General features: G+C 55.5%; 13 protein-coding genes. 6 read left to right on the top strand and 7 right to left on the bottom strand.

Going from position 1 to position 25076, the window contains the following annotated elements:
- Window positions 1-97 precede the first annotated feature (97 nt).
- Window positions 98-1324: an LL-diaminopimelate aminotransferase gene (locus DC28_RS04915; RefSeq protein WP_037546569.1), complete on the bottom strand. Its 1227-nt coding sequence runs from the start codon at window positions 1322-1324 to the stop codon at window positions 98-100.
- Window positions 1325-1435: 111 nt separating this feature from the next.
- On the opposite strand from DC28_RS04915, the gene DC28_RS04910 reads away from it, so the two are divergent.
- Window positions 1436-1939, top strand: a complete 504-nt coding sequence (locus DC28_RS04910; RefSeq protein ID WP_052078467.1) for a GAF domain-containing protein — start codon at window positions 1436-1438, stop codon at window positions 1937-1939.
- Here DC28_RS04910 and dinB read toward each other — a convergent pair.
- Genes dinB through DC28_RS04890 form a run of 4 tightly spaced genes read right to left on the bottom strand, consistent with a single transcriptional unit; the run spans window position 1875 to window position 8458 of the window.
- Complete coding sequence (gene dinB / locus DC28_RS04905; RefSeq protein ID WP_063135614.1) at window positions 1875-3155, bottom strand: DNA polymerase IV; 1281 nt, start codon at window positions 3153-3155, stop codon at window positions 1875-1877. The genes DC28_RS04910 and dinB overlap by 65 nt on opposite strands.
- Entirely contained in the window at window positions 3152-5659 is a 2508-nt protein-coding gene (locus DC28_RS04900) for a hypothetical protein (RefSeq protein ID WP_156104585.1), read from the bottom strand. The genes dinB and DC28_RS04900 overlap by 4 nt, the downstream gene beginning before the upstream one ends.
- Before the next feature lie 28 nt (window positions 5660-5687).
- Window positions 5688-6812: a D-alanine--D-alanine ligase family protein gene (locus DC28_RS04895; RefSeq protein WP_238565768.1), complete on the bottom strand. Its 1125-nt coding sequence runs from the start codon at window positions 6810-6812 to the stop codon at window positions 5688-5690.
- Window positions 6809-8458 carry a UDP-N-acetylmuramoyl-L-alanyl-D-glutamate--2,6-diaminopimelate ligase gene (locus DC28_RS04890; protein WP_037546490.1) on the bottom strand — a complete coding sequence of 550 codons (1650 nt, stop codon included), beginning with the start codon at window positions 8456-8458 and terminating at the stop codon, window positions 6809-6811. The genes DC28_RS04895 and DC28_RS04890 overlap by 4 nt, the downstream gene beginning before the upstream one ends.
- A gap of 63 nt (window positions 8459-8521) precedes the next feature.
- Here DC28_RS04890 and DC28_RS04885 point away from each other — a divergent pair, with 63 nt between their 5' ends.
- Complete coding sequence (locus DC28_RS04885; RefSeq protein ID WP_052078466.1) at window positions 8522-10270, top strand: DNA adenine methylase; 1749 nt, start codon at window positions 8522-8524, stop codon at window positions 10268-10270.
- Between the two features lie 182 nt (window positions 10271-10452).
- Here the strand turns inward: DC28_RS04885 and hflC are convergent, their stop codons facing one another.
- Window positions 10453-11448 carry a protease modulator HflC gene (gene hflC / locus DC28_RS04880; RefSeq protein ID WP_037546488.1) on the bottom strand — a complete coding sequence of 332 codons (996 nt, stop codon included), beginning with the start codon at window positions 11446-11448 and terminating at the stop codon, window positions 10453-10455.
- The gene (gene hflK / locus DC28_RS04875) at window positions 11445-12416 is read right to left on the bottom strand and encodes an FtsH protease activity modulator HflK (RefSeq protein WP_037546487.1); all 972 of its coding nucleotides are present in this window, start codon (window positions 12414-12416) and stop codon (window positions 11445-11447) included. The genes hflC and hflK overlap by 4 nt, the downstream gene beginning before the upstream one ends.
- Window positions 12417-12633: 217 nt before the next feature.
- On the opposite strand from hflK, the gene metG reads away from it, so the two are divergent.
- The 4 genes from metG to DC28_RS04855 all read left to right on the top strand — a co-directional run bounded on the left by metG (window position 12634) and on the right by DC28_RS04855 (window position 25069).
- Window positions 12634-14982, top strand: coding sequence for a methionine--tRNA ligase (gene metG / locus DC28_RS04870; RefSeq protein ID WP_037546560.1), 2349 nt, complete (start codon window positions 12634-12636; stop codon window positions 14980-14982).
- 17 nt (window positions 14983-14999) lie between these two features.
- Window positions 15000-16685, top strand: a complete 1686-nt coding sequence (locus tag DC28_RS16690; protein WP_238565767.1) for a lipid II:glycine glycyltransferase FemX — start codon at window positions 15000-15002, stop codon at window positions 16683-16685.
- Window positions 16686-17018: 333 nt separating this feature from the next.
- Window positions 17019-18821, top strand: a complete 1803-nt coding sequence (locus DC28_RS04860; RefSeq protein ID WP_037546486.1) for an HD domain-containing phosphohydrolase — start codon at window positions 17019-17021, stop codon at window positions 18819-18821.
- 227 nt (window positions 18822-19048) lie between these two features.
- A complete protein-coding gene (locus DC28_RS04855; RefSeq protein WP_037546484.1) occupies window positions 19049-25069 on the top strand; it encodes an alpha-2-macroglobulin family protein in 6021 nt (2006 codons plus the stop codon).
- Window positions 25070-25076: the final 7 nt, after the last annotated feature.

Genomic DNA, 25076 nt, shown 5'->3' with positions numbered 1-25076 from the left:
TAATGGTAAAAAAAATCCCCCCTGTCGGGTTGTACCCCGGGGGGATGAGGCCCCTCCTCCATGCAGCCTGGAGTGAAGGGAGATATCGGGGCCTTGTTTAGGACTTCAATGCCTGGGCGATGCGGTCCAGAGCCTGAAGCACCTTCTCCCGGTGGTTGAAGGCGCTGATGCGGATGTACCCCTCACCGCAGCGTCCGAATCCCGAGCCCGGGGTGGTCACCACTCCGGCTTTCTGGAGCAACATGTCGAAGAAGTCCCAGCTATCGCCCCCGGCTTCAACCCAAATATAGGGGCTGTTCTCTCCGCCGGTAACGGGGTACCCCAGACCGGTCATTGCCTCACGGATGAGCCGGGCATTCTCCAGATAATAATCTGACTGGGCATGAATCTGGGCCTGCCCCTGGGGGGTGTAGACGGCCGCGGCGGCCCGTTGGACGGGGTAGCTTAGACCGTTAAACTTGGTGGTCTGCCGACGGTTCCATAGGGCGTGAAGGGAATGGCCTGAACCCGAGTGGTCGTACACGAGACAATCCTTCGGAATGACCGTGTAGGCAGCCCTGGTTCCGGTGAACCCTGCGGTCTTTGAGAAGGAGCGGAATTCTACAGCCATCTCCCGAGCACCGGGGATCTCGTAAATAGACCGGGGAAGCCTTGGATCCCGGATGAACTCAACGTAGGCCGCATCAAAGAGGATCAGCGCCTGGTTGGCTCTGGCGTATTCTACCCATTGGGTGAGCTGTTCTTTAGTGGCGGTTGCACCGGTGGGGTTGTTGGGGAAGCAGAGGTAGATAAGGTCCACCGTTTTTTCCGGGGGAGAGGGGACAAAGCTGTTTTCTTTGGTGGACTCAAGGTACACCAGGCCCTCGTACCGGCCTTTTGAGAAGGTTCCGGTGCGTCCTGCCATGACGTTGGTGTCTACATAGACCGGGTAAACCGGATCGGGTACGGCTATGGTGATATCCTGGGCAAAGAGTTCTTGGAAGTTGCCGGTATCACATTTTGCACCGTCGCTTACGAAGATTTCATCGGCCTGGATATCGCAGTTCCGGGCCTGGAAATCGATCTCCGCAATGGCATTCCGCAGAAACTCGTAACCCTGCTCCGGGCCGTACCCCCGAAAGGTTGCATCATCACCGAGTTCATCCACTCCGGCGTGGAAGGCCTGGACGATCTCGGCTGAGAGGGCATGGGTGACATCCCCGATGCCGAGTTTAATGATGGAAACCGAGGGGTTTGCCGCTTGAAACTCCCCGACTTTTTTGCCTATGGTGGAAAAAAGGTAGGAAGACTGAAGTTTATTGAAGTGTTCGTTCATTCTGATCATGGGGGACATTGTATGGATACCCTTGCTCCGAATCAAGGGTGACCCTCCCGAGTCGGGAGACATTCGAATCACCCTGGAACCGGGATGCGCAGATGTTGTATAATCCCAGTCATGAATTTTACAAACCTTGAACAACAGATACGGCAGATGTTGTCTGCTTCCGAAGCCGATGCCCTGGGACGGGTTGAACAGGTCTGTCGGTTTCTGCACCACCATGTGGAGTACTACAACTGGGTGGGGGTGTATTTTGCCGTTCATAGCCGGAAGGAACTGGTGTTAGGGCCCTTTGTGGGGGAGCCTACTGACCATATCCGCATTCCCTTCGGCCGGGGAATCTGCGGCCAGGCAGTTCAAAGCGAAGAAACGTTTTTGATCCAGGATGTGGCGGCCCAGGACAACTACCTGAGCTGTAGTATTCATGTGAAATCCGAGATCGTTGTGCCGGTATTCCGGGGAGACCGGGTGCTTGCCGAGATTGATATAGACAGCCATGTTCGGGATGCCTTCAGTGAGGATGACCGGTGGTTTTTAGAGAGTGTGGCCCAGATGATTAGCCCCCTGATGCCTGATTACGATCTGGACGATCCTTTTGCTGATGTGGTGATTCCCTACTAGGCTTTGCGGTCTTGGGTGGTGTAGGGGTTTTGGGTGATTTTGGGGAGAGTAGACTGGCCTTTTGAATGGCCTCAGGGTTGAATTTCGAGCGGATTCCCAGAACCGCCTTTTCTACCTGATGCCGGCGGATGTCCATGTCCTCCTGGGCAAAGAGTTCTCCCTGGCCGGCACCGGTGTCCGGTTCTACCTGGGAAAATCCCAACCCAATGAGCCGGATGGCCTGACCGCCCGTCCATCGTTTTTTGAGGAGCGACAGGGCCAGACGGTGGGTCTCCTCCAAGGAGCGGATGGGGTGGTCCAGGGTGGTTTGGGCGGTGCTGGTGGTAAAATCTGCAAACCGTATCTTTAGCTGCAGGACATGGGATCTGGATTGTTCTCCGAGCAGCCGGAACAGGATGCTATGGCTGAGTTCCAGCAGGGTCTGTTCCACCGTGCCTCGATGGGTTATATCCCGGGGATAGGTGTGTTCGTTGCTGATGGAATGGCTCTTGGATTGGCCTTCGTAGATTCCCGGATCTATTCCCCGGAGAACCTGGTAGAGGTACTGACCGGTTGCCTGACCGAAGAGGATTGTCAAACTCTGTTGAGGTATCTGCAGAAGCTGGTCGATGGTTGTGAGGTTTAGATCCGATAGCCGTTGCTGGGTTTTTTTGCCGATACCCCAGAGGTCCCGGATCTCCAGGTTCCGGATAAAATCCTGCTCCTCCCCCGGAGGAACGATGGTGAGTCCATCGGGTTTCTTGTACCCCGATGCCATTTTTGCGATGAGTTTGTTGGTTGCTACGCCAACGGATATTGTCAGCCCCACAGTCTCAAAAACCCGTTTTTTTAGAGCCAGGGCTGATTCTTCTGGGGGACCGAAGAGGCGCTCGGCTCCCTTCATGTCAAGGAAGGCCTCATCAATGGAAACCTGGATGATCCGTGGGGTGAAATCTGCAAATACGGCCATGATCTGCTGAGAGATCTTGCTATAGTAATCCATCCGGGGAATTACATAGATTCCCTGGGGACAGAGCCGGTAGGCGTGGCTAATGGGCATGGCGGAGTGAACGCCGTAGGTGCGTGCCTCGTAGCTACAGGTTGAAACCACCCCTCGGTGGCCCGGAAGGGCTCCAACAATGACCGGTTTTCCAGCATATGCAGGATTGTCCCGTTGTTCCACAGCGGCATAAAACGCGTCCATGTCCAGATGAAACCATGAATCAGGCAGACTCATAGGGGCCCTTCTCGGTAGAGGGTTTGACGGATTTGCAGCTGAACAGGGGGCCCCTCCAGTTCCAGGGGAAGCAGGGGTTCATCCGCCTGAAGACGGAGCTGTAGCTGGGGTTCAGAGTTTTTGGGCAGGGTGATTTCAATGGTTAGATCATCCGGGGGGTTGTCCCCGATAAACAGGTCAACGGTATTCTCCTGACTGTTTATCCGGTAGGGAAAATTGGAGGAGAATACCACCGGACGGAGGGCCGTGACGACCCGGGCATGGATGGAACGGGTTTTTTCCGGCAACGAGAGCTCAGCGGTGTACCGCTGTTGCCCCAGGATCTCAGAGGTTTGGGTTTGCCAGTCTAGTTCCGGAAGGGGGAGCTGGACACGGATAGTCCGGGGTTCAGCGGAACCCAGGGGAAATACCCGGGAACCCAGACTGAGAACGCCTCCCGGCAGGGGAATCGGCTGGCTTATGGTAACCTCTGCGGCCTCATCCTGATACCGGGTGATAGACACACCCAAGCTGGGCGGTTCATGGCGGTAGGGATCGAAGTTTAGGATCAAGGTGATTATCCCGAAGGTGGCCAGGGTGAGGATAAGGGCAGAAATCCGGATTGGAAGCCGGCGTTTTGTTTTTCTTGGATGGGGGAAGAGAAAGTCTAGGCGTATGAGCATGCTCAGGTAGGGAATAAGGGCGAAGGATATGAGCAGATCCGCGAGTATATTGGTTCCAGCTAACAACTCCACCGCCGGAATCGCCCCGAGGCTGAAGAGTTCAATGAGGGATTTTATGAGCCAGAAGGGCGATAGAATGAACCAGATTAGCTTGAACCATTTATTTTTTGAGGTAACAAACATCATGGTACATACCAGAGACCAGAGGAAGTAGTAAATAAAGCTCATATTGAGGATGGCAAAAAATAGTACTACCAGAAACAGACTCACTACGGCTGCTGCGGAATAGAAGCTTCCCCGGTGGCTCAAGGGGGTGTGTTGTACCCCCCGGTAGAACCAGCTAGCCAATCCCAGGGCAGTGGTGATTTTTAGGAGAAAGTAGGCCAGGGGAATGGTACGCCAACCGGTTAAATCACCCTGAAGCCGAAGTACCCCGCTGCTGACCAAGCCTCCGAGAAGAAGCACCACTACGCTGATCCCGAACAAAATGGGCAGGTTCCACCAAGATTTCAGCATCAATCTGCTGTACCGGCGTCTTCGCTGCCGGGAGTACTGGATCCATACCACCAGGGTTGTGAGGATTAAAAGACTCAAACCCAGGTACCGGAGTTCTCCTAGGTAGATGGTTAGGGACCCGAACTGAATGAGCAGATAATGGCGTTCCCAGTGTTCCTGGTAGGGCAGGGTGAATTCCCGGGGCAGATTCTGCAGGCTTTCCGGGAGCAAGGTGAGAAGCCGCCCGGCGGTACCCAGGTCCGTATCCTGGCCGGGTTCGCCCAGGGCTAGGCTAGGGATATCCGCAGCGAGGAGGGTGTCGATAACCGTGGGTTCCGAGAGCCCGGAGCGGTAGAGCTGGGTTTGTACATTGCTGATTTCCGGAGAGAGATTTCCTCCTTTGAGGGAATTGAGGATGTGGTTCACTAACCAACCCGGACTGACTCGTCCCGTGGATCCGTTGGTTATTCTAACGATGTCAGCCATTCCGAAACTGCTTACGTACAGGGCGATTCCGGGATTCAGGGGATCGTAGGAGTTTATGCTATGGTCCAGGCCCTTATCATCGGGCCAGATTTCTCCGAGAAAGCTCAAGGTGATTGGTGAATTGCCCTCCCATGGATGAATGCGGGTAAGGATGAGAACCAGAGCGCTGGAGATACCCAGGGTCCGGGAGGAGGAGTCCTCTAAGGGAATGTAGATGTGAATCGGCGGGTTTGCCGGTGTTTCTGGCCCTTGCTGATACCAGGGGGCGTGGGTTGACGGTGGGGCCGGAGTCTGGGGAGTGTCGGTCCCGAGATCCGTGGGGAGGGGATACGCCCCGCTGGCACCACCGGCACTACTGGAAGCCCCAGCACCAGCCCCGTCAGCACCACCGGAAGCCCCGGCACCACCGGAAGCCCCGGAACTACTGGAAGCCCCGGCACCACCGGAAGCTCCGATGGTCCCCCCGCCCGGGATGGTGATTTCGATATTGGAATAAAAACTATGGTACTGCCCCTGGGCGATAATAGGTATGGATCGGAAGGGAATATTCTCTTCTTCGAGCCAGGTGGTAAGAACATCGTGGTTTCGGGGGGTGTCCAGACCCTGGCGGATGCGATCCTGATCCGCCAGAACCTGTCGGATGGTTTGTTCAGCCGGAGAGGCTACCGGGGTAGCCAGGAGCGGCCCCTCCGGGGTCACCTCGGATTGCCTGGCGCTGTTCAGGGATGATGCTGCTTCAGGGGATCCTTCGGATCTTGTATTGCCAGGCATCGGGAGATTCGTTTCTTGGGCTCCTAGGAACAGGATACCGAATACCAGGAACGAGGACGTTAGGGCGGTAGCTAATAATCGTTTTACCACGGTGGTCCTCATCTCATACTACCCGAATCTATGCCCTGGTGTACTGGAGGGTGTTGCGACGGGTAAATTCTTGGAGGCCTAGGGCAATGAGTTCATCCAATACAGCGGAATACTCCAATCCGCCAGCTTCGCACATCTTAGAGAACATACTGATGTGGGTGAATCCCGGCATGGTGTTGATCTCATTCAGGTAGAGTTCCCCCCGGTCTTCGTGAAAGAAAAAGTCAACCCGGGCAAGTCCCCGGGCCTCGCAGGCCCGGTACGCCCGAACCGCAAGCTCCATAATGCGATGTTGATCCTTTTCCGGGATCCGGGCTGGAATAATCAGGGCTGCGCCGTCAGGATCGATGTATTTTGCCTCGTAGTCGTAGAATTCATGGTGAGGTTCGACTTCGCCGGGTATAAACGCCCTGGGTGCTAGGTTTCCGACCACCGAGCATTCGATCTCCTTAGCGGTTACCGCTTTTTCGATGAGCACCTTGGAGTCGAAGGAGAGGGCGGTTTTCATGGCCGGAGCGAGTTCCTGAAAGGAATGCACCTTGGTGATGCCCACCGAGGAACCTGCCCGGGCCGGTTTAACAAAGAGGGGCACCTGTAGGGCCGCGGTCCATTCCTGCCAGAGCCGCCGGAGGGTTTTTCCCGGGATGTCCCCCCGGGCTTCCTGATGGTCTTCGGGTACGAAACTGCGGAAGGGTACCACGGGGATGCCCTCGTACTGCCAAACCTGTTTGGCCTTTTCCTTGTCCATCCCGAGGGAGCTTCCGAGAACCCCGCTGCCGACATAGGGGACACCGGTCATCTCAAAGAGCCCCTGTACCGTGCCGTCTTCTCCAAAGGTTCCGTGGAGAACCGGAAAAACCATGTCTAGGTCCAACAAGGCGCCGCCGGCTTGAAAACCCTTGGCCGGGACAATGCTAACCTCGGCCCCGGGATGAACCTGGAGATCGGCGCCTTGGAGAACCGCCTGAACCCTGGAATCCTCTTGGAGAAACCAATGGCCTTCCCGGGTTATGCCGCAGAGCAGGGGTGTGTACCTCCGGGGATTTAAATGCCTGAGAACCGAGGCGGCACTCAGACAAGACACTTCATGTTCTCCGGATCGTCCTCCATAAAGTATGAGTACCTTCATATGTTGTGGTGCATCGGGGGTCATGTACCTTCTCCCATTAGTTTCCTGAGAATTCTTCTGGCTACTGCCTCTTCATCCCAGGGGATTTTACCGTCAGCTGTAATTATACTGCTCTCATGGCCTTTGCCAAGGAGCACTACCAAATCCCCGGGCTGGGCGCTGCGGAATGCCTGCTCTATGGCAGCTTCTCTACCGATGATTCGATGGATATGCTGTACCCTGGCTCGGGGATCACGGGTTTGAAGGTCCCGGGCCCCCTGGGCAATCTCATCAATAATGGCCATGGGATCCTCCAGCCGGGGATCCTCATCGGTTAGGAACAGCTCCTCGGCGTATGTACCGGCGATAGCTCCCTGGATGGGCCGTTTTTCGGTATCTCGCTCACCCCCGCTTCCGAATAATGCGAGAAGACGCTTTTCGGTACTCTTCCGAAACAGGGGAAACACGGTCTCAAAACTGCCTGGTGTGTGGGCGTAATCTATGATAACCGAAAAATCCTGGCCCTCATCAACTCGGCGCATCCGGCCCTTCACCCCTTCAAGGTGTTGAACCTCCTCCAGGATTCTACCGATGGGGATCGCCAGGTGGGAATGGACGGCTAATACCGCCGCCATGGTATTCTCCACCATAAACTCACCCGGCAGGGGAATCCAGAGCCGGCGGTCTTGTTGGATTCCAGCCTCCGGGTAAGCCATGGTTACCCAGGACCCCTGGGGCAGGGCCTGGGTAACCCGAGCCTGCAAGGAAAGGGGAAGATCCTGGTTTTCTTCCGGGATGCGGTCGTGGATTCCGTAAAAGAGAATACGCGTTTCCGGATCAGAAAGACCTGCGGCCTCGGCCATGTATCGGGCATGGTGGCTCTGGGCGTTGATGATTCCGCTGCCAGGGCGGTCGGCGGGTTGCGGAGGTTCCGGGGGACGGGAACGGGTTCCCAGAGACCGGAACAGATTGGCTTTATCGTACCGGTACTGCTCGAAGCTTCCGTGAAACTCCAGGTGTTCATGGGAAATGTTTGTGAACACCCCTGTGGTAAAACGGATTCCGTGCAGGCGCCTGGTTTTCTCTGATAGTCCGTGACTGGTGCTTTCAATGACAGCATGGGCGCATCCCTGGGAAACCATGTCATTAAGAAGCGAAAAAATCTCCGGTGATTCAGGGGTTGATTGACGCAGGGGATTTTCCTGGAGCTGCTGGTTTATCCCCATGGCAACGGTAGATATAAAACCGGCCTGTTCTCCCAGGAGGCTGAGAAGTTGGTAAATGAGGGAGACTGTGGTGCTCTTTCCATCGGTCCCGGTTACACCGATGAGGGAAAGGGTATCCTGGGGCCTGCGGTAAAACTCTGCGCTTACCTCCGCCATCGTCCTTCTTACATCCTCAACCTGGATAAACAGCACCGATGACAGTCTCGCCCGGTTAATCTGTGAAGAAAGCTGGTCAAGGAGTTCTGCCTGAGGGCGGTTATGGAAGATGGCTGCAGCACCTGCGTTGATAGCCTGGGGAATGAAGCGGTGACCGTCGGTGTGCACCCCGGGAATTGCAAAAAAGAGAAAACCCGGCTCTACCGTTCGGCTGTCGTAGCTGATTCCGGTAACATGCGGATTGGCCCTGCTGCTGAATACTGCGGAATTGCAGTTCTGGAATAAAGCTGATACCCTCGGAGTGTTCATTTTGCGAAGTGTACCAATTGGCGGTACCTCGCGCAAGCATGAGGAGTAAAGGGATCGGTATCAGTGAAGGCAACCCCGTTAGAATCATCCTACCTCACCAATCAGCTTCCGGCCTACATCGGTAACAAACGCCGGCTGCTGCCCTTTTTGGAAGAGGTGTTTTCCCAGCTACTCTCGGAGCTGCACTCCTCCCGGCCACGTCCTTCTACCCCTGGTTCCGGGAAGCTTCCTCCCCTTCGGTTTCTGGATCCCTTCGCCGGAACCGGATCGGTAGCACGGTTAGCGAAAATGATGGGGATGGCGGTTTATGCCAACGATTGGGAGCCCTACGCGCAGGTTCTCTGCCGGGCATACCTGTACTACGATGCCGATCATAAGGCAGACCACGAACCGGAATTCAGCCGCATCCGGGAACATATTAATCAGTTATACACCCAAGAATCGGGTAAACAATATGCCTCACAGCGTGACCAACCAGGATACATTCAGCGGTGGTTTGCACCCTTTGACACCCAGAATCCCCGGATAGGCAGGGAACGGTTATTCTACACCCAGGAGAACGCCCGGTACCTGGATGCAGCCAGGCAGTATATATTGACCAGGATTCCTGGTAACGACTCCTTGACCCAGGATTTGTTACTCGCACTGCTGCTCTACGAGGCAGCCACCCACGCGAACACCTCGGGGTTATTTAAGGCCTACCACCGGGGATTCGGCGGCCTGGGCAGGGATGCCCTTTCCCGGATCATGTCCCCTATGGAACTGGAGGATCCGGTACTGATCAACCGCCCGGAGACCCGGGGGCTGCACGTGGTTACCGGGGTTGATGCCGTGGCAGCCGCCGAACAGGCTGGCAGGGTAGATATTGCCTACCTGGATCCGCCATATAACATCCACCAGTACGGCTCCAACTACTTCATGCTGAACAGTATCGTCCTCTGGGACCAGCCCCCGGCACCCCTGACCCTGGATGCTCGGGGAGAATTGATTCAGAAGGCGGGGATCCGGGGTGATTGGATCGCTACCCGGTCGGATTACTGTTCACGTCCCCGGGCCTACCAGGCCATGCACCGTCTATTGGAAGCCCTGGACTGCCGGTTCATCGTTCTCAGCTACAATACCGAGGGGGTCATCCCCCAGGATACCCTCCTGGGGCTGCTTTCTCGGTACGGCTCAGTGCAAACCGCCGTTCAGCCCTACACAACCTACCGGGGCGGACGGCAGAGCCCCCGGCGCTCGGTGAACAACCATGAGCTCGTTCTTGTAGTAGACACCCAGGGTAAAACCGGCCGGGTACAGGTGGCAGGCTTGGAGGATCTTGCCCGCCGCAGGAGGGTAGATCGGATTGTACGGGCGGTGTTTGATCCTGAGCAGATCCGTAGCCGCGGTATTGATACCTGGCTGGCTGAGCGGAAGATCATCATGCCGGGACAATGCGCATTTCAGCATCCCCGGATTGCCGCCCAGGTGCTTTTGGAGGACGAAACTGCAGATCCGGTAATCGCGCTGCTCGAGTCCCTCCTGGTGGAAGACTACCGTACCCGGGTCGAACTCATTTTTACGGTTCTCCAGGGTTTCGAAACATCGACGGCTCCCGTGCCAAAATCCCACCAAACGAAACTCCACAAGCTGCTGGTGGCCAGCTTACGGAAGTTTGCCTTCAAGAAATATCGGGAGGACTACCTCTCCTGGTATGACAGGCTTCATGAGGCCTGTGGGTTGTCCCAATCCACTTTGCCTTCTTCAAGGGGATTTCGCGGCTTGGGTGAACGTCTGGAGGCCTTGGATCGAAGGGTGCGCTCCCGGCTCTAGTAGGGACGGGCTGATACCTATGCAGGACGGACCCTGGGGCTCCCAACTCACGGATGTGACAATCCCTCGGTTCACGATCTGACAATCCTTCCCATTCTGGCTTCGATGTAACCATGCCTCCCCCCCAAAAAAAACACCCCCGGGATTCCGGGGGTGCGGTGATGATCTATCTGTTTTAGATCCTATCTTCCTTGAGGGCTATCCAGGTACTGGAAATAATCCAGCTCGGTGGAGAGCACCTTCTCAAAGCCGGGGATGGTCCGCCGGTAACTTTCGATACTCCGCCAGAAGTTAAAGAACCCTGTATTCTGACTGTAGGATTGGGAGTAAATCTGAGCCGCCTGGGCATCAGCGCTACCCTTGATTTCCTCAGCCTGGCGATAGGCCTCGGACAGGATACTCCGCTTTTGGTTTTCCAGTTCCCCTAACAGTCGCTGTTTCTGACCTTCGCCCAAGGCGCGGTAAAACTGGGCGATACGATTCCGTTCGGTAATCATCCGTTCGTACACCGATTCCGTCAGGTCGTCGCTGTACCGGATTTGCCGGATAACCACGTCGATGAGCTCGATGCCGAAGTCGTCAACGGTGGCTTGGGCTGCTTCCAGCATGCGGTTGGAGAGGGCGAGCCGGCCTATTTCTACAGTCTTTTGGGTCTCATCCTCGCTTATTAGGTCAAGGTTTTCCTCAATCTCTGCCTCGTCAATATCCTGTCCAGTGGACTGGGTTATTTCATCAATGACGGTTACTTCGTTGATGATATTGGAGTTTCTAACAGCCTCCTCAATGCTGTTTCTAGAAATTATTGTTCGTACAGCACTGTCAATGATCCCATCCAGACGGTTTGCGGCAGCATTCATGGTATTGATGGTGGTGTAGAATTTTCGTGGATCCTCAATCCGCCAGCGAGCTGTGGTATCAACCCATATGAATTGCTGCTCAGCAGTGGGCATACGCTTTGCATCCCCATCCCAGGATAAAATTTTCGCTGAGTAGGTAACCACATTATCTATAAAGGGCGTCTTGAATTTAAGCCCCGCTTCGGTCTCAACATCAACGATACGACCGAGTCTTACTACAACAGCTTGCTCACCCTCATGAACAATATAAAAGGGACCGGCTAATAATATGATTACTACCAGGACCACAAGTACGCCAAGAACTATAAGTGTCTTTTTCATTGGACGCCTCCCTGGTTATTGAGGTTGAAGAGAGGTAGAACATTATCCAGATTTCGGTCTATGAGCCGAATTCCCTCCTGGCCGGAGAAGACCTCTTCCATTGCTTCGTAATACAAGCGATCCCGGGTGGTTTCCGGATCATCCTCATACTCTTCCAGAACGGCATTAAAACGCGCCACATCCCCCTGCGCCCGGTTGATACGTTCGGTTGCGTACCCCTGGGCAATCTGAATTTCCTGTTGAGCCTGGCCTCGTGCTCTGGGGATTTCCCGGTTAATGGCCTCTCTTCCCTCGTTTATCAACCGGTTCATATCCTGGATTGCTTTGTTCACATCTTCAAACGCGTCCTGGACCCGGCCAACGGGTGGCACAATATTTTGCAGTCTAACAGCGGTGACATTCACGCCTAAACCGTAATTTTCGAAATACTGATTCAATAAATCCTGACTCCCGATTTCAATTTCTTCCCGGGAGCTACCTAAAATATTGAGAATGGCTCTGTCGCCTACCAACTGATTCAAGACCGATTGGCTGATATCCCGGATAGTACGCTCCTGATCCTCCAGGTTGAATAACCATTGATAGGGGTCAGATATCCGGTACTGGATGATCCATTCTACATCCACGATATTTAGGTCACCCGTCAACATTATAGATTCTTCAACGAAGTCCCTGGAAGTTGATACCCCTGTGGTTCTGCGGAATCCGAATTCCATATTCTTAATGATCTGGGTCTCCACATTGAGATTTTTTTCCAATCCCAGGGGCCACTTCCACTGAAGCCCCGGTCCGACGGTTCGGTTGTATCTTCCCAAGCGTAGTACCACAGCCTCTTCAGTCTGGTCGACGACAAAAAAACTTGTCATTGCGACGCCCGCTATCAGGACGACTACAATTACCAGAATGATTAGTTTGGGGCTGATTTTCGGCATACCCTGGGGAAACATGTTTTTGACGTTATCCGACATGATTCCTCCTATTCCTTATACCAACATACCTACCGGACACCCCGTCGTCAAGAAACCCGGTTTGACATGGCAGGCGGTTGGACTTCTCTGTAGTATACACCCTCGGGTGAGGAATATTCGAAATCATCTGACCACCCGGTAAAAAGGGAAGCCAGGGACTCGGGCAAAACCTCCTGAAGCTTGACAGGGGGTTGGGGGGCAGGTAATGTACCTGGATATGAAGAAACGATTGGTTACCTCCGCCTTACCCTATGTGAATAATATTCCCCACCTGGGGAACCTCATTCAAGTGCTTTCCGCTGATGTATTTGCCCGGTACTGCCGGCAAATGGGTTATGAAACCCTTTATGTCTGCGGGACCGATGAATATGGAACCGCCACCGAGACCAAGGCCCGGGAGGAGGGTGTAAGCCCCAGGGAGCTTTGCGACCGCTACCATACCGTTCACCGGGATATTTATTCCTGGTTCAACATCCAGTTTGATCATTTTGGCAGGACGAGTACAGAATACCAGACCCGGATCGTCCAGGATATATTCTCCAAGGTGTATCAGGCAGGGTATATCAACCAACACACCATTAAACAGCTGTACTCCGAAGCCTCGGATATGTTCCTGGCAGACCGGTATGTCCGGGGAACCTGCCCCCACTGCGGATATCAGGATGCCCGGGGCGACCAGTGTGAGGATTGTGGGAAATTGCTGGACCCTTCGGAGCTCATCGAGCCCAAGAGCATCTTGGATAACACCACCCCGGTTCTCCGGGAGACGACCCATTTGTACCTGGATCTTCCCAAGGTGCTGCCCCTCTTACAAGAATGGATGGGCAAGGCCTCCGTGGAGGGACAGTGGGCACGGAACGCAATTCAAATGACCCAGGCATGGATCCGCGACGGATTAAAGGAGCGGGCCATTACCCGGGATCTAAAATGGGGAATTCCAGTACCCTTGGAGGGATTTGAGGATAAGGTCTTCTATGTATGGTTTGACGCCCCCATCGGGTACGTGTCAATTACCGCAGAGTTGACCGATCAGTGGCAGCAGTGGTGGAAGAACCCCAAGGAGGTGGAGCTCTTTCAATTCATAGGGAAGGATAACATCCCCTTTCATACGGTTATTTTCCCCTCTAGCCTGCTGGCCACCGGGGAAGAATGGACCATGCTTCATCACATGTCCAGCTCCGAATATCTGAACTACGAAAGCGGAAAATTCTCCAAGAGCAAGGGAATCGGGGTGTTTGGGAACGATGTCCAGGATACCGGTATTCCCGCAGATGTATGGCGGTTTTATATCTTCTACAACCGTCCCGAAACCAGCGACTATGTATTTACCTGGAAAGATTTCCAGGACAAGGTAAACAAGGAACTGATCGGTAACCTGGCAAACCTGGTAAATAGGACCCTGAGTTTTCAAAAGCGGTTCTTCGGAGGTCAGGTTGATTCTGTAGATTTGGATGATCCGGAAAACCGCAAGTTCTGGGATACCATTAAGAGCCATAAGGAGACCATCGAGAAGCATCTGGAGTGGGCGGAGCTCCGGGACGGTCTGCGGGCTATTTTCGATCTTGCGGACTTCGGGAACAAGGTGTTCCAGGAGAATGAGCCCTGGAAGCTGCGTACTAACGATCCTGACCGCGCCCGGCGTATCATGGCGAACCTGGTGTACTTGGTTCGGGATCTGGCAATCTTCATCCGGCCCTATTTGCCGGAGACAAGCCAGCGGATCAGCGGATTCCTGGGATGCCCCACCGAGGATTGGCACGAGGCCGGTCTGCCCCGGGGTATCACCCTTCTGGGGGAGGCGGAGATCCTCTTTAAGCAGCTGGATGACGATCAGATCTCCGGGTTACGCGAGCGCTTCAGCGGTTCCCAGGCTGAGCGGGCTGCCCGGGACGCCAAGACTGCTGAGAAGTCCTCCCATGCCCCAGGGGATGCAGTGGCATTACAATCACCTAAGAATAAAAAAAAGCAGAAGGGAAAACCCATGACAGATTCTACAGACACCCAGGAGCAGCCGAAGAAGTTAACCAAGGCGGAGAAGATTGCCCTGGAGGATAAGGACCTGACCCTGGATCAGCGCTTCACCAAGCGTGTTGACCTCAGAGTGGCGGTGATAACCGGAGTTGAGCAGCATCCGGAAGCGGACAAGCTGTACATCGAGACCCTGGATGACGGCAGCGGCCAGGAACGGACCATTGTATCCGGTCTGGTTCCCCACTACACCGTGGATGAGCTTCTGGGGAAGCATATCATCCTGGTTTCTAATCTGAAGGCTGCCAAACTCCGGGGGGTTAAGAGCCACGGAATGCTGTTGGCTGCCAGCCGTCCCGAGGGTGAGGGCGAGGTAGTGAGTGTTATCGAGGCACCCTGGGCGGAGCCGGGCACCCGGGTTGTGGTTTCCACCCAGGACGGGGAGCCCGGGGATGAGCTTACCCAGATAGATATTGATACCTTTTTCGATATTCCCCTGGAGGCCCGGGACGGTGTGGTAACCGTAGGGGGCAAGGGACTCGCAGCTGCTGGCAGGACCCTAGCATCTCCGGTGGTTCCCCAGGGAAGAATAGGATAAGGATGCCAGTATACGGGTTGCGGTCCAGATTATCGGATACCTTTGGAGGTTGGAGGGGAATTATCCCCGGGATTGAAGAGCAGTATCGTTGGTTTTCCCGGTGGGCATGCCTGGAGGTATTTCTTTGCGCCGGGGACGATGCCGGAATAGGCGCCGGAATCTCCGAAGAGGGCTCGGGAATAGGCCCCGGATCATCTGTAGACGGCTCTGTGAGGGGGCCTGGCGTCCCCGGGGGAGGCTCGGTGAGAAAAGCCGGAGCCCCCGGAGAGGGTGATGAGCCCGGTGCCTGCCCGGATTCGTTCTCAGGTCCGAACCTGCTTCAGAGTCCCCTATGGGCCCGGCACAAGGGCCGGTTCGGGTGGTCAAGCCGGTTTCTGGTATGCCGGTGGGGCTGCGGGGTGGAGCATTCTCTTCTCGTCCTGGTCCGGTCCATGCCCGGGGGAATCAGCATCGGTTACGTTCCCCATGGTCCCGCGTGGTCGGATATTCAAGGGATTATTGCTACCTACAGGAAATATCTCGAGTACCAGCCAGAGGAGGCGGACCCTGAGGCCCCAGGCAGCGGTTCTGAGGATTCCGATACCCTGGCAGTCCGAGAGTCGGAGATGGGTCCCGGAGGGCGGAAAGAACCGGATCCATCGGGCCAGGCAGCCGGAGAGACTGAAGCAGAATTTCCACGGTGGATAGGCCTGGAGCTGCGAGAGCTGTTAGCCAGTGAATCCGATATCGGCTCGTTCATTCTGAGAGATCTGGGTCGGGCGATCCGGTCCCTGCTGCCCCGGGGGTGTATGGCCCTGCGATTCGATCCGGATTGGCCCGTTCGTCTGGCCTGGGGAAAGGGCGACGATGAAAAGGCGGTATGCCCCGGCCTGGTAAAGGGTGAGGCCGATATCCAGCCCCCCCAGACGATCATCCTCAATCTGGAGGAGGATGAAGATACCATCATTGCCCGGATGAAGACCAAACACCGCTACAATATCCGTCTTTCCCGGCGCAAGGGGGTAGTGGTTCGCCGGACTTCTGCAAAAAAAGATCTGGAAACCTGGTATGAACTATACCGGGAAACTGCCCTGCGGGACGGGATCACCATCCATAGCAGGGACTACTATACCCAACTATTCGAGCTGTTCTCCGAGGCACCCGGCACCGGGGGTATCCAGCACCCGGGTAGGGGATCGGTCCCTGGGCATCCCGAGGCGCCCGGCACCGGGGGTATCCAGCGCCCAGGTAGGGGATCGGCCCCTGGGCATCCCGAGGCACCCGGCACCGGGGATTCTTCCGGGAATACCGGGACCGAACCACCGGAAGGCAAAAACCCGGGTATCGCCCTGTATCTTGCTGAGCATGAGGGTGATGTGCTGGCGGGCATTATTGTGGTGTTCTGGAACCGGAGGGCCACCTACCTGTATGGAGCAAGCAGCAATCTGAAGCGGAATCTTATGCCTGCCTACGCCCTGCAATGGCGGGCGATTCAGGATGCAAAGGCGGCAGGATGCGATGAGTACGACCTCTTCGGGATACCTCCGAGTCCGGACCCAGAACATCCCATGTACGGTCTCTACCAGTTTAAAACCGGATTCAAAGGGGAGATGGTGGTGTATCCCGGAACCTGGGACCGGGTGTACCGGCCGGTGGTGTATGCCCTCTACCGGTGGGCGGAGGTATTACGAACCAGGATGGTCCGGCTTCGCAAAAAGCGATAACGGGATTGTTCGAACAGCGGAAGCTATCAGGTGAGCCCAGGGTGCGCCGATTTTGCAATGATAGCAAAACAGTAACTCATTTCAAATAAATGAGATACATTTTTTTGCCGGCGTGTAGCTCGTGTAAAAAGGGTATGTTGAATGCAGTGCGCAAAAGGTTGTAAACGACACCAGATATAGTGGAGTAGCCAGTAAGTCCACCCATGGGTGGTGTTGCCGGGATGTAATGTTACAACCTTTTGCGAACTATGTATGTTGAACGAGCCTCAAGGTATTGGAATATCCCGGGAGGATATTGATTTTTGACCTGGCCTAGCCTAGGATATCCTTGTTGTGAAATATAAAAATACAAGTACGCGGGAACTACCGAAAAAGGTCGACAGAATTCGGGATAATGTAATTGTCTTAACAGTGTTTCTGGTTCTCATTCTTGCAGGATCATTGGGTCTCTTGTTTGTTGCTGTGGGAATTCAAGACCGTTCCCTGGCCATACGCCAAGATGTGAGGGACATCAATGCCCTGGTGGTCCGCCTGTCCTCCTTCGAACAGGCCGGGGAGTATAACCAGGAGTACTACCGTTTTATCGATGAAATTCGCGACTTCCAATGCAGCGCCATACGTGGGTTTTCCAATCCCTTGGAGACCATGGGTATACCAACCTTTGAACAGGCAAGAACCGCCCTGCGCACCTGGGCAACGGCCTTAAACGATCAGCTCTATAGTAGAAACCAGCAGGGAATTTTAGCTGCGGTTATTATTCTGATATTCCTTGGCGGAATGACCATCATCCTTTGGATGAGAATTCAAGGGGAATACCGGGATCAGATTCGCTTTCTGGGTCGGTTGAAGGGGTCTTTGGAGTCCCTGAAAAATGCGGCCCAGTTTAAAGAGTTCAAAAACGGCAGTATCGCACCCCTGAAGGATCAACCGAAACCGGTTTGGGCCGAAGAACGGCTGCTGGATGATGGGGTGGGGCGGATTTTCCAAGAGATGGAACTCAATTCCAGCCTTATTGATTCGGGATACAATGCGAAAAACCTTGATGAACTACTGGAATCGTTGCAGGTAGCCATCGCCCAATGGGTCCCCTGCGGCCGCCTCGCACTGGCATTTGTGGATACTTCGGGTAGTATTGTTGCGGAGAACGCCGTCTCCATCCTGGGGCCGCCCCTTCTGAATGCCGGGTTCACCCAGTCTCTCCAAGAAACCTCGTTATCGGAACTGGTCACCACCCAGAAACCTCGGATCATTAACGATCTCATTCAGCGCCAAGAGGAATTTCCCAGTCCCGCCACCGAGCTTATTATTCAGGAAGGATACCGCTCGAGCCTGACCCTGCCCCTGGTTTTCAACTCCCGCTGCGTAGGATTTGTATTCATTAATGCAGATAAACCCGGAGCCTATACCCAGGAGCATGTCGCCCTGGTTCAGCGCTTTTTTGTGATTATTAAAAACTATGTGTACCATCACTACATCGTCCAACTCATCCTGGCCCAAACCGCCGGTGCCTTTGTGAGGACCATGGAGAAGAAGGACGATGAAACCAGTGCCCACATAATACGGATGAGCAACTATTCCCATGTTCTTGCCAAGGGATTAAACGAGCACACCCGCCGGGGTACAATTAAAACCGGATATGAAGTAACCCAACGCAAGGTCCGGGAAATTTTCTGGTTCGCACCCCTTCACGATTTGGGGAAGATTGGGATACCCGATGCAGTCCTCTTCAAGCAGGGCGGATTTACCCCTGAGGAACGCCGGATAATGGAAACCCACGTCCCTATGGGTACTGCCATTCTGCAGGAACTCAATACAAATCTTGGACAGTACCTATCCCAGCATTTTTTGACTACCGCGGTGGAAATCATTGAAACCCATCACGAACGCTGGGACGGATCCGGGTACCCCAATAAGCTCAAGGAATCTGCCATACCCCTGGCCGGCCGAATTGTGGCCATAGCTGATGTGTTCGACGCACTGACCAGCGAACGCCCCTACAAAGATGCCTGGCCACTGGAGAAAGCCTACCAATTTATAGAATCCCAGAAGGGATTACATTTTGATCCCTTCTTGGTGGATCAGTTCTTGGAAAACCGCCCGGCCATAGAAGAGATTTACTACCAGCACCGCGGATAGATGCTATACTTCTTCGAAGCGAGGCAGGAGAAGACCTGTAGTTCCGTGGGAGGAGTATGAACCATCGCTACCCATGATCTTAAATCCCGGAGAACCACCGGGGCCCTCCCTTTCCCGGGCTGGTCCTAGGCTATTCCTCCCAGGATGCAGCTGTACGAACAGATCCGAGTTAATCAGGACTAGGTAGACAACCCGCCGGGGGCGGGAGTGAGAAAAGGGGTATTTGTATGATGGGTGTAAGAAGCAAACCTTCAGGGATCAGGAGCGTCCTGGTATTAACCGTTCTTATGGTAATTACCATCCTTGGCTGCGGGGGCGAGGATCCTGGTTCCGGAATGTCTGGCGGCGGTGATGATCCGACAACCCGGGGTTCCGGGCTGGAACCGCTTTCCGATCTCCATCCTTCCTCAGAAGGCGCCTGGAGCTCTTGGGGATTTGTCGAGGGCGGTATAACCTATTATGACGGACCGTCGGGTACTGCTGGGGCAGATACGGCCCTGGGAGATATCCATGAGCTCCCCGGCCCCCTTACGATCCTGGATTGGGGACCCGTGGGGGAGATTCCCGCCGAAAACCGCCGACCCCGCATATTTTTGACCTTCAGCCATCCCATGATCAGTCTGGGGAAGCTGGGTGAGGTCATGACCAGCAGCGATGTAATGATCATTGATCCTCCGATCCCGGGAGTGTATCGATGGTACGGGTCACGGACCATTACCTTCCAACCCGATGCTCCCCTCCAGGGCCAGCAGCCCATGGAAATCAGGGTGAACCCCCGGGCCGTCAGTCTGGGAGGAACCGCCCTGGATAGCGGCAGCGAAGAATTCTCCTTCCAGATATTCAAAGAGCGGCTTTCCATTGCGGCCGCCTACCCGGGGAATCCGGGCCAGACGATCGACCCCGAGCAGATCCCCATGGATCAGCGGACATTCACCCTCCTATTCAACGGACCCATCGACCCGGTACATATTCAATCTTTTTTACAGGTGGATTTTGATGCCCCTGGCACCCGCCAAATCTCCTTCTCCACCAAACACCCCACCCTGGAGCAGGTCGGCGGGGATGAGAATCTCCGCAGCCGGAGTATCTTGGTCACCTTGGAGGAAGATCTTCCAGAAAATTCTCCCGTCAGCATTACCCTGCAGACCGGAGCCACCGCCTTCCCAGAGTACATGCCAACCCTGGAAGATCAGGTGTTCATGTTTCATAGCCTTACACCCTTCGCATACCAGGAGCATAAGGCCCAGAGCTACGCCTTCCCGAAGAGCGAAGACGGGGACAGCAACCCGATTTTTATTGAGTTCACCCACGATATAGATCGGGAATCGGTGGATGGCCGCATCAAGGTGGATCTGGAAGTCCAGGATCTGGCGGAGCATACCCAGGTATTTCGAAACATGATCCGGCTGAATAATCTCCCGGTGGAATATGAATCCACCTACCGGATCACCCTTGATGCCGGGATACGGGATGTTTACGGCCGGACGCTGGGTGAGGAACAGCAGCTCACCGTGGAGATACCCCGGGCTGCCCGGTTCTATTATTTCCCGGATCGTGGGGTGCGCATGTTGGAGGCACAGTTTGCACCGAAAATCATCTTCGAACATCAGAACATGGAATCCGGTCTCTGGAGGATCGGCCCCATTTCTAGTCCTTTCAATGTATTTACCGAAGACAGTCTTGAACCCTACGATTTTTCCGAGATTCCCGAAAACACCCGGTGGTTCGATGTAAAAGACCTCACTCCCTACCTCAATGAATCCGGCACCGGATGGGTGGGGGTCAGCTGGAACTTTGCCGAGCCCCAAAACGGCAAACGGCCCCGGTGGGCGAAAAACGACCTGACCATCCAGGTTACGGATCTGGGACTGACCCTACGCTATGCCTATAATCAGGCCCTGGTCTGGGTTCGGAGCCTTACCGACAACCAGCCGGTAAGTGGTGCAGAGGTATCCCTCATCAATTCAAATCGGAATAACAATTTTGGAAATGTCTCCACCACCGATCAGAACGGATTGGCGGTTATCCCCCTGGAGGCTGGGGAATTCAGCCGGCGTTACACCGATCGATACGGCAGAGAAGACATCATTGTCAGGGTGGAAAAAGACCAGGATCGGGTGGAGTTTAAACCCAACAACAGTCACAATCTTTGGGCACAGGGAATCCGGAGCACAGTGAGTCCCCAGGACGCCGAAGACAATACCAGGGCAACCTTCCTCTTCAGCGATCGAGGACTGTACAAGCCCGGGGAAACCCTGACATTCCGGGGAATCGACCGGGATCAGATTCTGGGAACCTACCATGCCTATCAGGGCGGCTACAGCCTGAAACTGGTGTCCAGCGATTGGCGGGTCCAGACGCCGCTGTACAGCAGTCAAGGACGAACCACGAAAAACGGGGGGTTCTACGGCACTGCGCTCATCGATGAGGATATAGAACCCGGCCTCTACTACCTCGAGTATTCCAGAAGCGGATCGGGAACCTATGACCGGGAGCGTGTACCCATTCAGATTGCGTTTTTCCGCAGAGCCGCCTTTCAGGTGGAGGTGAGCCCCCCGGCACTAGAGGTGATTGTGGGAGATAAGGCGGGATTCGGGATCAGCGCCGACCTGCTTTCCGGGGGAGCCATGGCCGGGGCCGGGTACAGCTTCGATATTACCCGTACACCGGTGATGTACTATCCCCCGGGTAACCGGTGGGATGGCTATGTATTCGGGCCCCAGGATGGATTCACCGGGGGTGGTGTCGTCCGGCACGGAAGCGGCAATCTGGACGGAGCGGGCAGGGCGGTGGAGGAGGTTGTAACCTCGTCCCAAGGCGCCGCCCCCGGCATGGCCCTTCAATACCGGTTAGAAGCCAGGGTTCAGGACGCGGCGAGCCAGGAGTTGGCCGGACGGGAGAGTTTTGTTGCCCATCCCGCCTCGGTGTATGCGGCCCTGGGGCTCAAGGGGCGTTCAGCCAGCTACTGGGGCGGATATTTTATCCAGGCCGGTGAAACCTTGGAAATAGAATCAGCCCTTGTGACCCCCGACGGCGAGGTGGCTGTCGATTTCCCGGGTGATGATGATTCCTTTACCCTGGAGGTTTCCCGAATCTCCTGGAAGATGGTACAGCAGCAGGGGGTAAACGGCAGACTCAATACCCGGTACGAGCGGAAAGAAGAGGTGGTGGATAGCAGGTCCATGAACTTCTCCCGGGGCCAGGGGCATCTATCCCTGAAGCTGGAGGACTCGGGAAGCTACATGATAAGCCTCCGGGGAAGAGATTCTCAGAGCAGGCCGGTATTAACCCAGATGAGTCTCTATGTATCCGGGGCAACCTACACCCGTTGGTGGGGGAATGACGCCCAGGCAATTCAGCTGCTTCCCGACCGGCAGGAGTACCATGTGGGTGATACAGCCCGAGTTTTTCTTCAAACACCCCTGCCCCAGGGCACCTACCTCATGACCCTGGAACGGGAGGGTATCCAGGAACATTCCTTCATTACCCTCCAGGGAAGCCAGCAGGTCCTGGAAATCCCTATTACCGAAGCCCACCTGCCGGTTATCTACCTCACCATCAGCAGCACAAGCCAGCGCCAGGAGACCCCGAAGAGTTATTTTGAACCCGACCTGGGTAAGCCCAAGGGGTATTTCGGAGCCGTTGCCCTGTTTGTAAATCCAGAACCCCGGCGGTTTGATATCGAAATCAATCCCAGCCAGCCGAGTTACCAACCGGGAGAGCAGGCGGAAATCGAGTTGCTGGTGCGTAAGAATGGTGAGCCTCTGGCCGGTGCCGAGGTAACCCTCATGGCGGTTGACCGGGGAGTGGTGGATCTCATTGATTACCGGGTACCGGATCCGGTGGCTTTCTTTTACGACCCCTCTCGGTTCCCCCTGGGCGGACGCGGTGCAGACTCCCGGTCTATTCTCATGGATCCGGTTACCTATGAGGTGAAGAATCTCCAGGGGGGCGACTCCGGGGATGATAAGCTCGAAGAACGGAAGGATTTCCGCCCAACTGCCTTCTTCGAGCCCTACCTGGTCAGCGACAGCCAAGGAAGGATCCGGGTTTCCTTCGATCTCCCGGACAGCCTGACCACCTACCGCCTTACCGCGGTGGGGGTGAAGGATGATACCTTTGCGCTCAGGGAGGACGAGGTCCTGGTTACCAATCCGGTTACCATGCGGGCAAGCCTGCCCCGGCTTCTTCGGGAGCGGGACACCGCAAGAACCGGTGTGGTAGTGACCAATCTAACCGGGGAGGTCCAAGAGATCACCGTGGATCTATCCCTGGAGGGGAATAGTATTGCCCTGGATTCCCCCGACGGGGTTACCGCCGCCCTGGCAGCCGGAGAATCCCGGGAATTCTCATACCAGGTTGCAGCTATGGCTGAAGGAACCTCGGACCTTATCTTCACCCTGGAAGCGGTTTCGATGAACGCCCAGAACCCCGGCAACCCCGCCGACGGCGATTCCAGTGCATCCCAGCCCAAGGGCTTTCAGGATCGATTGCGAACCACTCTCAGGGTTGAACGGCCCCTTACCCCGGAAACCGTGAGTGTCTTCGGCAGCCTTCAGGGCCAGGCATCCGAGGCTGTTGCCCTGCCCAGCAATGCGGCCCGAGGGTTCGGGGAGTTCCGTCTTCAGGTTCACGGCACCCGGCTTTACCAGATTTCAAAGGCCGTGGCCGACTTGGACGGGCTCTGGCATCAGAATGTCTCGTCCCGGGTGCTGAGCATGACGCCCTCTCTGGTCTTGGGTCAGGGGTTGGAATCCCTAACGGGAAGAACACCCAAGTCGGCGGAGCAGATTCAGCGCTTCCTCCGGGACTTGAAGGTTTCTCAACACCAGGACGGGGGATTCGTGGAGTTTGTTGACCACATCCACCGGTACGAAACCAGCAGCATTACAACCACCTTACGTGTTGCATCGTTCCTATCCGAGGCGGCCCTGAGGGGGTATGACCTCGAAACCCTGTCCCAGAACCTGCCAAAATTAGTGAATCGTCTGGACAGCTATGTTCAGGATGAGGACAATTCACCTTCCTTCCGCGCCCACGCCCTGTACTGCCGCTCGGTTCTCCATGAGCCTGATGTATCCTCCGCCCAGAATCTGCTCGGCCTGGGCGACGAGTTGGGGATGGACGGTCTCGGATTTATTGCCCTTTCGGTTCTTCAGGGTGATTCCAATGCCGGTTCCTCAGACATCGCCAATACGGCGTACCGGCGCATGATGAACTTCGTTACCATCAGCCCCCGGGGGGCAGACTTCCGTGAAACCTACGAATCCCGAAGTTATTTCGACGCTCCGGCCCGGCGGTTGGGTCTGCTCTACCGGCTTATTCAATACCTGGGTACCGGCGCCGATCATCTGGACCGCATCGCCCACACCATGGTTCAGGAGGTTGGCAGCGGACAGTGGCGATCCAGAGAGGACCTACTGTGGGTGCTCACAACCCTGGCACCCCGGCCCCAACTCTCCCCTGAAGATGAGGTCCAGGAAGGGCAGGGTACCAGCACCGCCCGGATCACTGCGGAAATCGGTGAAATCACCCTCCTGGAAGATCAAGAACTCTCCCTCCTGGATCCGCCCTTGGAGAAGAAATACGATCTGTTTGAGGGGCCTCTGGGAGAGGTTCCCAGGAACACCCTGCTTCCCCTAAACTTGTATTCTCAGGAGGATGATCCTCCGGTTCATTATGCAGCAACCCTCACCTATGCACTGCCCGATGAGGTTATTCCGCCCAGGGATGAGGGCATCGGGGTGAGCGCCTGGGTTGAAGATCTCGATGGAACCCCGGTGGACTGGAAGGATCTGGTCCGGGGCAAGACCTACCGGTTGAATACCACCCTGGAGACTACCAGCCGCTACTACAATCTGGCCCTGCGGATTCCGTTGCCCAGCGGGGCAGAGGTCCTGGACAGCAGCCTTACCACCACCGGGGAATATGCTGCCGACGGGGGAGTCGATACCCGGGAGTGGACCAGGGAAACCGCCTACGGAGACAGCCAAACCTACACCGAAGAAGGCTACATGGGACTTGGCGCTGGAGGTTGGTGGCGATATGCCATCCAGCCGGTAAAACGGATCTACGATGGAGAGGTGCATTTCTATTTCGGCTCGGTCTACGAGGGCAGCCAGACGGTAGGGTTCCTATTCCGGGCCGTTACACCGGGAATCTATCCTACCGCACCCATTCAGGCCGAACTCATGGACGAACCCGAGGTGTTCGGAAGAACCGGCGGGGTTCTGACGGTGATACAGTAGGACGGGC

It is taken from the genome of Spirochaeta lutea, from assembly GCF_000758165.1.
GTDB lineage: Bacteria > Spirochaetota > Spirochaetia > DSM-27196 > Salinispiraceae > Spirochaeta_D > Spirochaeta_D lutea.
The sequence above is the reverse complement of the archived record's forward strand: the minus strand, read 5'-3'. Positions and strand labels throughout refer to the sequence as shown.